Below are 10779 nucleotides of genomic sequence, written 5' to 3'. Positions count from 1 at the left end.
CCCCCAAATTCACTTATTTGAAACGGGCGTTGGTTTTTTCTACAAAATCTAAGAAAAACCGTATTTTTCATTTATTTTTTGATCATATTTATAATTTTTTCTCTTATTTCTTTCAATATGAGCCTTTCATTTCCAATCTTTAAAAGTCTTTTAAGCTTAAAATTTAAGCCTTAACATTTATTTTTTCTTTAGGATGAGTCTTATCAATCTTCTAGCAACATTTTCGGACTTAAAATCACTCTGTATTTCTTTCATCTCTGTGTTTTTGATAAATTATCTTTCTAAAGACGTAGTTCTTTTATATTTAATACGCGCCTAAGCTGAAAAACTGCCACATCGCTATAAAAGCACCTAATATTTAGCAAGAATGGAATACTTAGTCTGTTTTTATTTCATTTGCGTAATAGCAAAGCCCTCTTCTACCCACATCTCAATCAAAATAATTCAAGACAGAGCTGAAATAACAGCCACGATAAAGCTGGATGATAAGAAGCATCTGAATATAAGTAGAAAACGCAGTGTTATATACCTGTGAAGGTGATGACCATATTTATTTAAGAGTCTGTTGCACCTAACTTTTATGACAACTCGTTATTTGTCTGCGAGAAATTGATTTTAAAAAACTAAATTTTTGCCAATAAAAAAGGAAGAGATCTCTCCCAAAACCTCTTCCTCGGAGTTAGATCGTTATCTGATCCATAGATGTCATTATTATAGTTATCTTAAAAAAAGTCCCTTGGGGAAAAGACTTGAAAACTGTGGAGAGTTATTCTTATTGACCCTGCTAGCGATGTTAAAAACATCGACTAGACGTTGAAATCTTATACACACTCATTTTAAATTGCAATATTTTTGGAAAAAATTAAGCATTGTTTTTATAAGGTTTTTTTTGAATTTACTTATTTGATTTTTTTATAAAGATTAAAAAAATAAAAAGCAGGCCGAAGCCTGCTTTTATATCAATAACTTAAAGCATATATATGCACTGACTTAGTCTGTAAAAGTGACTTTGGCAATGGCTTTTTTACCCGACTGGATAATTAAAGTGACATTTTCTTTAACAGAGAAACTCATATCGACCACGTTCCAATCAACTTTGACCGCACCACGACCCACGGCATCTTTTGCTGCTGCTGCATTTGGGTTTAAGCCCGCTACCCGAAGAATCGTTGCAATAAACAACTCGCCGCCAAATTCAGCGCGTGAAATCGTTACTTCAGGTGTCCCTTCTGGTAGTTCACCCTCAGTAATCAGATTGCCTGCACCTTTATGTGCATTTTCTGCCGCTTCTGCACCGTGAAAACGCTCTACCAACTCAAGCGCAAGAATCTTTTTCACTTCTTGTGGATTACGCCCTTCAGCAATTTCGTTTAGCAGGACTTTAATGTCTTCAACGGATTTAAAGCTGAGTAAATCGAAATAGCGTTCAATTAATGCATCTGGCATCGAAAGGACTTTTTGATACATCGCCCCTGGTGCATCAAATACGCCAATATAGTTACCCAAAGACTTAGACATTTTGTTCACACCGTCTAAACCTTCAAGGATTGGCACCGTAATGCAGACTTGTGCTTCTTGATCATAACGACCTTGAAGTGTACGCCCCATCAATAAGTTAAAGGTTTGGTCTGTACCGCCTAATTCAACATCCGCTTCAAGGGCAATCGAGTCATAGCCTTGAACCAATGGATACAAAAACTCATGAATTGCGATTGGTTGATGGTTGTTATAACGCTTGGTGAAATCATCACGCTCAAGCATACGTGCAACCGTTTGCTGTGATGCCAACTGAATCAGGTCAGCAGCCGTTTTTTCGGCAAACCATTCTGAGTTAAAACGCACTTTAGTTTTGTTCGGATCAAGAATTTTAAACACCTGTTCTTGATAAGTTTTTGCATTTTCAAGCACTTGCTCACGCGACAATGGTGGGCGTGTTGCACTTTTTCCAGTCGGGTCACCGATCATCGCGGTATAGTCCCCAATCAAGAAGGTCACGTCATGACCCAAGTCTTGGAAAGTTTTCAGTTTATTAATTAAAACCGTATGCCCCAAGTGCAAGTCAGGCGCAGTCGGGTCAAAGCCCGCTTTAATTTTTAAAGGACGATTTTCTTTTAATTTCTTCAGAAGATCTTCTTCAGAAATAATTTCATGCGTGCCTCGTTGAATGAGAGCAAGTTGTTCTTCAGCCGGCAGGAAATTTGACATCACAAAACCCAAACACATCAGTTATTCAATTTGTGCGATATACTAACACTTTTTCAGCACATTGCAGGCTTTAGAATAATCATGACAGCGATCTATATTGGGGTAATGACCGGCACCAGCATGGATGGTGTTGATATTGTTGCTGCTTCTTTTGATCCATTGCAGCTTCACGCCACCCTCACTCTTTCTTTCGACCCAGATTTACGCGATGAACTGATGGCACTCACTTTGCCCGGTGACAACGAAATCGACCGTATGGGCAAGGCAGATGTGGCTTTAGCAAAGATGATTGGCGAAGGCATCAATCAGCTGATTGAGCAAAGTCATTTAGATCGTAGTCAAATCAAAGCTGTTGGCTCACATGGACAAACCATTCGCCACCGTCCAGAGCACGGTTTTACCTTGCAAATTGGTGACCCAAACATCATCACTGAAATCACCCAAATTCCTGTGATTTCAGATTTTCGACGTCGTGATATGGCCGCAGGTGGACAAGGTGCCCCACTGGTTCCTGCTTTTCACCAAGATATGTTCCAACATGAGAGCATACATCGTGTCATCTTAAACCTAGGCGGCATCGCCAATGTCAGCATGTTGCCCGCAGGCCAACCTGATCAGGTCTACGGTTTTGATACAGGCCCAGCCAACATTTTAATGGACGCTTGGTGTGAACGTTTTACTGGACAGCCCTATGATGAAAATGGCAATTGGGCAGCTTACGGCCATCCGATTCGCAGCCTGCTCGATCGGCTCCAAGCACATGAGTATTTTTCTAAAGAACCACCGAAAAGTACTGGCCGTGAAGACTTCAACCTCGAATGGTTAGATGAACAAATTGCCGACTGGCGCAATGACCTTGAATACGACGAGCTTGAAGACAGTCCTGAAAATATTCAGGCTACATTAATGAAGCTCACCACGCGCGCCATTAAAAAAGCCATCTATCGCTCCGATATGGATACGGGTGAAGTCTACGTCTGTGGTGGTGGTGCCTATAATTCACACCTTTTAGAACAGTTACGTTGGCGCTTACGTAAACATAATTGGTCTGTACAAACCACCTCCGCGATTGGCTTAGCCCCAACTTGGGTGGAGGCGACTGCCTTTGCTTGGTTGGCTATGCGCTTTATCCATCAACTCAGCGGCAACTTACCGACAGTGACAGGCGCACAAGGTAACCGTATTCTCGGGACAATTACCGCGGTTTAAACATCAAAGCGCTTCTGACCTTTTAGTCGCAACCCGAGCAAATCAAAAAAAGCCAGTCAGGTGAATAACCGACTGGCTTTTTATCTATCTCAGCGATTTTTTGCTGTTAATGTTAACGCATCATCAACTTGGCATTTTCCTGACGAAAGGCTTTTAAAATTTGCTGTCCCGCTCGCCCCGTCGGGCTTAAACCTAAACGGATTTGCTCCTGTCGAATCGCTTGACGAGTTTTATCACCAATCAAACCATCCACCGCGCCAATATCATAGCCACGGTTCAGTAAAAACTGCTGAATTTCACGACGTTCAGAACGCGAAGTGCCTGCATCATCGGTTGGCCAAGTTGTACTAAACCCGCCTTGCCCTTGTAAGCGGTCTGACAAATGTGCAATCGCTAATGCATAACTTTCTGCAGCGTTATAACTATAGATTGCATCAAAGTTTTTAAACACTAAAAACAGTGGACCATTTTCGCCAGCGGGCGCCATCAACCCCGCTTGCGAACTAGAGGATAAATTGCCTTGAACCAACGCTGAGCCATCTGCACGTACCAAACCATTCTGCACCCAGTAAGACAAGGACTTCTTATTGCGACGACTTTCACCACTCAGAGAGATCGCTTGCGGATTTTTCACTTCAAATCCCCAAGGCTGCCCAGTTTGCCAACCGCGTTTTTTGAGAAAATTGGCTGTTGATGCCAAAGCATCTGTGGTACTCGACACCAAATCACGGCGTCCATCGCCATCAAAATCAACGGCCAGCTCTTCATACGTCGATGGCATAAACTGGGTATGGCCAAATGCGCCTGCCCACGAGCCTTTCAGTTGTGATTCAGTTAAATCACCACGCTGTAAAATGCGCATAGCGGCAAAAAACTCACCACGGAAATAGCTTTGACGGCGCCCCTCACAGCTCAACGTGCCCAGAGCTTGTAATAATGGATATTTACCTGAAATATCGCCAAAATTACTTTCAACACCCCACACGGCAACCACGGTCTCCGCAGGCACACCATACGCTGCCGCAACGCGATTCAACACTTCACGATGCTGCACCAATTTTTGCCGACCTACTGCAACACGCTCATCATCCACCAATCCTGACAAATAATCCCAAATCGGCGTGGAAAATTCAGGTTGGTAATTTAATTTTTCAATCACAGAATAATCAGGCGCTAAATTTTGCGTGTAGCGATCATAAGCGGATGCAGACACACCATTCACCATCGCTTGGCTTTTTAAATTGGCAATACAGCTTTGAAATGAGTTCTGAGGACTATAATCGGAAGTTGCGACATTTGAACTGCCTGTAACTTTTTGACCATTAATAATGAGCTCAGCATTCGCCTGAGTCGCCGCTAAAAAAAATGAACCTAAAAGAAAAGCAAAACGGTGCATAAAATCCCTAATGATTCTTTATCTCTAAATTATGCTTTTTACCTTAACACTTTCGATTTCACTTTTCTGAATCAAAACGTAAATGAATATTCATTCTGGTTTAAATTAAAAACCATCTTTTAAATTTAAAACCACTTATCCACAGCACCCCACATCTCAACTTTTGAATTCAAAAACAACCTCTAGTTCAGCAAGCACTTTAAATTCAATCATCTTGTTTTAAATTTATTTTATCCACATTTATATTTAATATTAATAATCAATAATATACAGAAATTCAAACATCAAAATCCAAGCTCAATATTTTTAAATTCAAAACTTTAAATTCATTCAGTAGTCTTTAAATTTATTGTTTTGAATTTAAATTCAAATAGCATCAGAACTTTGAATTTAAACACTCGATTTAAATTTAAAACTCACTTTTAAATTCAAAATAGACTTAAAAAGATATCCACAAACCCAAGTTGATAGAGATCTCTGCTGTTTCACTTTCTTTTAGGTGAAAACCAGTGTCACATTCAATTGTGGGCTCTGTTTTAAACGTGCTTCACTGCACAAAACTCGCTTTATTTTGCTTTCAGTTTATTTTTCTATGCGCTAATTTTATCTAAACGGATAAAAAACACGCAATTTATTTTAATTTTGATCCGATTAACGGTCACTTTTTTCAAAGAGGCGCAATCATGCCTGAATGAATCTAAATAAAAAAGCGACCACTCTTGTGATCGCTTTTTTTAACAACAACTGAAGCTTTAGATGGTCATATCTTCGCTCAGTGCCAATGGGTTCGGTAAAATTTTCGCTAACTGACGACACAGCGTCGTGAGTTGAGCGGTATCATTCGGCATTAAAGTCAGGTGACCAATCTTACGGCCTTCACGTTCTTCCTTATTATAAAGGTGTAGATGTACACCTTCTAAGGCCAAGACTTGTTCAGACTGTGGATACTGACCAATAATATTGATCATGACCGTAGGGCGAACCACTTCAGTTGAACCCAAGGGTAAGCCTGCGACTGCACGAATATGGTTTTCAAACTGAGAGCATACTGCGCCTTCAATCGACCAGTGTCCTGAGTTATGCACACGTGGCGCCATTTCATTGGCATATAAACCTTTGTCTGTGACAAACAGTTCTAAAGTCAATACGCCAACATAATTCAAATGATTCAATAGACGAGTGATGTAGTCTTGTGCAACGGGTTGTAAGTCCGCACTATTCGGTGCAGGAACAATCGAGTGCGACAAAATACCATGATGATGATGATTTTCAGCCAATGGCCACGTTTTCACATCGCCATTTTGACCACGTACCGCAATGATCGAAACTTCACGCGAGAAGGTCACAAAGCTTTCTGCAATTAAACTTCCAGCAGGGCCTAATTCAGCCCATGCTTGTTCAATTTGCTGCTCAGAACGCAATACGAACTGACCTTTACCATCATAACCGCCTGTGGCTGTCTTCAGCACAATCGGTAAACCCAGCTCAGCAACAGCAGCGCTTAAACTTTCTAGGGAATCTACCGCTTTATAAGGCGCAACAGGAATCTCAAGCTCATCAAATAATGCTTTTTCAGACAAGCGATGCTGTGCAATGGCTAAGGCCTGACGCGGCGGATGCATATCTTTTTGCTTGGTCAAAACATCAACATCAGACAAAGGCGTATTTTCAAACTCAAGGCTGAAGACATCTGCACTGGCAATAAAATCTTGTAAACCGTTTTCAGTTTTGCTTGAAATCACAGTTCCTAAAGCCGCTGAAGGGCAGTCTATACTCACATCAAAGAACGTACATTGAATATTCAGTGGCAAAGCCGCTTGCGCCATCATGCGACCCAGCTGCCCACCACCAAAAATACCGATGGTTTTATTCATGAGGAATGCCCCGTATTAAGCTTGGCCTGGAATATTGTTGCTTGCGACTTTGTCAGTTTGTGCAGCACGGAAATCGGCTACATTTTTTGCAATTTCAGGACGTGTCAGACCTAAAATTTGCGCTGCCATAATCGCGGCATTGGTTGCACCTGCTGGACCAATCGCCAAGGTACCCACTGCAATACCTGCTGGCATTTGCACAATCGATAACAGTGAATCGACACCGTTTAAAATCGAAGACTTCACTGGTACACCCAGTACAGGCAAATCAGTTTTCGCCGCACACATTCCTGGTAAATGCGCCGCACCGCCTGCACCCGCAATAATCACTTGGATACCACGGTCACGTGCTTGCTCAGCATATTCAAAAAGACGATCTGGCGTACGGTGCGCAGACACAACTTCCGCTTCAAATGGGACACCAAGTTGCTTAAGCATATTGGCAGTGTGTTCGAGAGTGGCCCAATCTGATTGAGAACCCATGATAATTCCAACGAGAGGAGTGTCTTGTGAAGCGGCCGCATTCATTGCAATGTTTCCAGAGATAGTTAAGAGAGATAAATCTCGACTAGCGCCAAGCTTTAATAAGAGCCCCGTATTATAGACTGAAAATTCATCTCAATAAAATTTAACGGTTGTCTTTAAAGAGAAAACTCCATAATATTTTTATGAAAATATTTTTATTTTTTTCAATTTTATAAAAACTTTTATTAAATCAATATTCATCAGAGCCTTTAAACATGAAACAGATCTTCATCCTGCTCGCTTTAGCCATAAGCTCACAGAGTTTTGCCCAACTAATTCAACTCAATACTAGCCAATTTGAAAAAGACTTTAGCCTATTACAGAAACAAAAAGGCTATAACGGCCAAATTAAGAGTAATGGCTACATCCAAGAAAAGTTTTTAGTGACCGGAAAGTCGGTCATTGATGAACGTGAACCGGTCATGATGACAGGCTATTACAAAGCAGATGATGGCAAAGATAAAATGTATTCTATTTCAGAATATCGTGTGTTTTGTGATGACCAAACCTATGGTTATGCACTCATCAACTTTGAAGCAGACGGTCAAATGAGTGTGCTGACCAGTGATAGTGATTATGCCTTTGACTATGAGGATCCCACTGCACGAGACCGTGAGTTTAGTAAAGTCCTAAAAAACGCCTGCAAACACGCATCTCTTAAATGATGAGACCTGTGCTGTATTAAATCAATTAAGCACTGCGAAATACGAAATAAACACAACCAAAAAGGCATAAACCTGCCCACAAATAATCCAATTTAAAGGGTTGTTTAAAAAGAAAAATTATAAATGGGACAAAGACCAATAGAGTCACGACTTCTTGTGTGATTTTCATTTGACCCAAAGACCACCCGTGTTTGGCCAACAATCGCGTTGCTGGAATCATAAAACTGTATTCGAGTAACGCAATGGCCCACCCAAATAAAATGGCTTGCCAAAGCGGCGCACCATGCAAAAATTTAAGATGACCATACCAAGCCAAGGTCATAAAGCAATTGGAAATAATCAATAAAATAAAGGGCAGAGACATGAAGCAAGATCGCCAAATTTAGGAGCATTTTATTCTACGTTTTTTGCGAGGAAATTCAGCAAATATTGCACTTTTCAGCCAGCTTTTTTACAAAATAAAAGCGTTGTTCAAGCCGCAGAATAATTAGGGTGTGTTGACACTTTTAGCTTAAAAAAATAGCGAAGTAGTAAAATCAAATCGCCAAACCCAATTTTACTATTCGCTATGCCTCGTACCATGCTGACAGATCAACACTGGCAAAAGTTGAAAGTTATTCTGCGTAATTTATCCATTCACCACAACTCAAATTTACGCAATTTTATTGAAGCTATTCTCTATAGAATTAGAACAGGCTGTCCGTGGCGAGATATTCCTTGTTGTTTTGGTCATTCAAACTCTATTTTCAAACGTTTTAATCGTTGGTCAAGCAGCGGTAAGTTACTTAGATTATTCAAATTACTAGCCTCATGCCCCGATATGGAGTGGATTTTTATTGATGGCTCTCATGTACGTGCTCATCAACATTCTGCCGGCATAGCGAATCAATCTATTTCTAAAAGTGTAGGAGGAAACTCCTCAAAAATACATTTGATTGTTGATGCACATGGCAATCCTATTGATTTCATGATTACCGATGGAACCACACATGATGTTAAAGTTGCACCTGATTTAATATCAACATTAGATTTAAAAGAGACAAAAGTGGTATGTGCAGATAAAGGCTATGATTCAGAACCACTGCGTGAACAGATCAGGAAAACAGGGACTAAAGCGAATATACCAAAGAAAACAAATAGCCAATCGAACAATGACCATATGGACTGGTATTTATATAAAATCAGGCATTTAGTTGAAAATATGTTTTGTAGATTAAAGCAATTTAGAGGAATAGCTACTCGATATGACAAGCTCAAAAGAAATTATCAAAGTTCTGTTGCTTTAGCCTGTATATTTTTATGGCTACCTTTATAGGGTTAATTATGAACAGTAAATGTCAACAGACCCTAAACGATTAGATACAAGAATCACTATCTTTTCGCTAAGCGCCTTGCTATGGTTGCTTTCACATCGAATTAATCACGACAACAGCACCAACAATACGTGATGTGTCTATAAAAGCAGTGGAGTGAGGCGGAATGCATCTGCATATTTTGGGTATTTGTGGCACCTTTATGGGGTCTTTAGCGCTTTTAGCACGTGATCTTGGCCACACAGTGACGGGTTCGGATCTAAACGTTTATCCTCCCATGTCGACCCAACTCGAAAATGCAGGCATTACCTTAATGCAAGGTTATGACCGCAGTCATTTACAACCTCATCCTGATTTGGTCATCGTCGGCAATGCGATGAAACGTGGGATTGATGCCGTTGAATACATGCTCAATGAAGGCTTACCGTATATTTCAGGCCCACAATTTTTGGCCGATCATGTGCTCCAAGGCAAACACGTACTTGGTGTAGCAGGGACCCACGGTAAAACCACCACCACCACCATGTTGGCTTGGGTCTTGGATCAGGCAGGTTTAGAGCCAGGTTTCCTGATAGGCGGTGTACCTTTAGGTTTTTCTGAAAGTGCACGTTTAGGTGCTGGCAAATACTTCTGTGTCGAAGCCGATGAATATGATTCTGCCTTTTTCGACAAACGTTCGAAGTTCGTGCATTACCACCCAAAAACAGCCATTTTAAATAACCTCGAATTTGACCATGCCGACATTTTTGATGATCTAGCAGCGATTCAAAAACAATTCCACCACTTGGTTCGTACCATTCCAAGTGAGGGTCGTATCATTGCTCCGATTACTGAAAGCAATATTGATGAAGTTTTAGAGCAGGGCTGTTGGACACCCGTGGTTCGTACCTCTTTAGAGGCCCACGACAAGTCTGAATTGTATGCCGAACAACTAAGTGCTGATGGTTCACACTTTAAAGTGCTCCAACACGGCGTGGTGAAAGGCATCGTGCAATGGAACATGACAGGGCAGCACAGCGTAGCCAACGCTTTGGCGACTATCGCTGCGGCTGAACATGTTGGCGTAAGCATTGAAATAGCGTGCGAAGCACTGTCTAACTTTGGCGGCGTGAAGCGCCGTATGGAGCTTTTAGGCACGGTGCGTGGTGTTGAAGTGTATGATGACTTTGCCCATCACCCAACCGCAATTGATACTACGCTAGAAGGCGCACGTAAGCGTTTAGGCGAGCGTAAGTTGTGGGCAATTATTGAACCTCGTTCAAATACCATGCGCATGGGAAGCCATAAAGATGGACTCGCACACTCTGCACGTTTGGCCGATGAAGTGATTTGGTATCAACCAGAAGGTTTGGACTGGGACTTGCAACCTGTCATTGCAGCTGCACCCAACAAGGCCGTGGTCGCACGTACATTAGATGACATTATCCATACCATCGTCAGTGAAGCAGGCGAGGGCGATGCTGTCGTGATCATGTCCAATGGTGGCTTTGGTGGTTTACACCAAAAATTGATCAGTGCCTTAAACGCAGAATAAGTTGTCCGATTAGAAGAAAAAACCCGCATATGGCGGGTTTTTTTACAAGCGTATCTAA

Annotated in this window: 8 protein-coding genes and 1 pseudogene; 4 read left to right on the top strand and 5 right to left on the bottom strand. The window is 41.4% G+C overall.

Features of this window, described 5'->3' with window-relative positions:
• Positions 1 to 990: 990 nt before the first annotated feature.
• On the bottom strand, positions 991 to 2223 hold the full coding sequence (tyrS, locus tag AC5EUN_RS16745; RefSeq protein ID WP_101495492.1) for a tyrosine--tRNA ligase: 1233 nt from the start codon (positions 2221 to 2223) through the stop codon (positions 991 to 993).
• Between the two features lie 63 nt (positions 2224 to 2286).
• Here tyrS and AC5EUN_RS16740 point away from each other — a divergent pair, with 63 nt between their 5' ends.
• Complete coding sequence (locus AC5EUN_RS16740; RefSeq protein WP_493352482.1) at positions 2287 to 3414, top strand: anhydro-N-acetylmuramic acid kinase; 1128 nt, start codon at positions 2287 to 2289, stop codon at positions 3412 to 3414.
• 112 nt (positions 3415 to 3526) lie between these two features.
• Here the strand turns inward: AC5EUN_RS16740 and AC5EUN_RS16735 are convergent, their stop codons facing one another.
• From AC5EUN_RS16735 to purE, 3 genes are all read right to left on the bottom strand, one after another.
• Entirely contained in the window at positions 3527 to 4810 is a 1284-nt protein-coding gene (locus AC5EUN_RS16735) for a lytic murein transglycosylase (RefSeq protein WP_493352481.1), read from the bottom strand.
• 752 nt (positions 4811 to 5562) lie between these two features.
• Entirely contained in the window at positions 5563 to 6684 is a 1122-nt protein-coding gene (locus tag AC5EUN_RS16730) for a 5-(carboxyamino)imidazole ribonucleotide synthase (protein WP_004697499.1), read from the bottom strand.
• Between the two features lie 15 nt (positions 6685 to 6699).
• Positions 6700 to 7212 carry a 5-(carboxyamino)imidazole ribonucleotide mutase gene (purE, locus tag AC5EUN_RS16725; RefSeq protein WP_004697498.1) on the bottom strand — a complete coding sequence of 171 codons (513 nt, stop codon included), beginning with the start codon at positions 7210 to 7212 and terminating at the stop codon, positions 6700 to 6702.
• A gap of 212 nt (positions 7213 to 7424) precedes the next feature.
• Between purE and AC5EUN_RS16720 the strand changes: the two genes are divergently transcribed.
• Positions 7425 to 7874, top strand: a complete 450-nt coding sequence (locus tag AC5EUN_RS16720; RefSeq protein WP_062031194.1) for a hypothetical protein — start codon at positions 7425 to 7427, stop codon at positions 7872 to 7874.
• 25 nt (positions 7875 to 7899) lie between these two features.
• Here the strand turns inward: AC5EUN_RS16720 and AC5EUN_RS16715 are convergent, their stop codons facing one another.
• Positions 7900 to 8238 carry a DMT family protein gene (locus tag AC5EUN_RS16715; RefSeq protein WP_493352480.1) on the bottom strand — a complete coding sequence of 113 codons (339 nt, stop codon included), beginning with the start codon at positions 8236 to 8238 and terminating at the stop codon, positions 7900 to 7902.
• Positions 8239 to 8442: 204 nt separating this feature from the next.
• Here AC5EUN_RS16715 and AC5EUN_RS16710 point away from each other — a divergent pair.
• Positions 8443 to 9208 (top strand): annotated as a pseudogene (locus AC5EUN_RS16710) (IS5-like element ISAba31 family transposase).
• Positions 9209 to 9353: 145 nt separating this feature from the next.
• Positions 9354 to 10721 carry a UDP-N-acetylmuramate:L-alanyl-gamma-D-glutamyl-meso-diaminopimelate ligase gene (gene mpl / locus AC5EUN_RS16705; protein ID WP_493352479.1) on the top strand — a complete coding sequence of 456 codons (1368 nt, stop codon included), beginning with the start codon at positions 9354 to 9356 and terminating at the stop codon, positions 10719 to 10721.
• The last annotated feature ends 58 nt before the right edge of the window (positions 10722 to 10779 follow it).

Source organism: Acinetobacter sp. CAU_H_S170_2 (assembly GCF_058890445.1).
Note: the sequence above shows the minus strand (reverse complement) of the source record. Positions and strands in the feature narration are given on the sequence as shown.

Bases quoted from the DNA above. Each gene is read 5' to 3' on its own strand.
- AC5EUN_RS16740 (WP_493352482.1), top strand. From the start codon at position 2,287: ATGACAGCGATCTATATTGGGGTAATGACCGGCACCAGCATGGATGGT.
- AC5EUN_RS16730 (WP_004697499.1), bottom strand. From the start codon at position 6,684: ATGAATAAAACCATCGGTATTTTTGGTGGTGGGCAGCTGGGTCGCATG.
- mpl (WP_493352479.1), top strand. From the start codon at position 9,354: ATGCATCTGCATATTTTGGGTATTTGTGGCACCTTTATGGGGTCTTTA.
- AC5EUN_RS16735 (WP_493352481.1), bottom strand. From the start codon at position 4,810: ATGCACCGTTTTGCTTTTCTTTTAGGTTCATTTTTTTTAGCGGCGACT.
- purE (WP_004697498.1), bottom strand. From the start codon at position 7,212: ATGAATGCGGCCGCTTCACAAGACACTCCTCTCGTTGGAATTATCATG.
- AC5EUN_RS16720 (WP_062031194.1), top strand. From the start codon at position 7,425: ATGAAACAGATCTTCATCCTGCTCGCTTTAGCCATAAGCTCACAGAGT.
- AC5EUN_RS16715 (WP_493352480.1), bottom strand. From the start codon at position 8,238: ATGTCTCTGCCCTTTATTTTATTGATTATTTCCAATTGCTTTATGACC.
- tyrS (WP_101495492.1), bottom strand. From the start codon at position 2,223: ATGTGTTTGGGTTTTGTGATGTCAAATTTCCTGCCGGCTGAAGAACAA.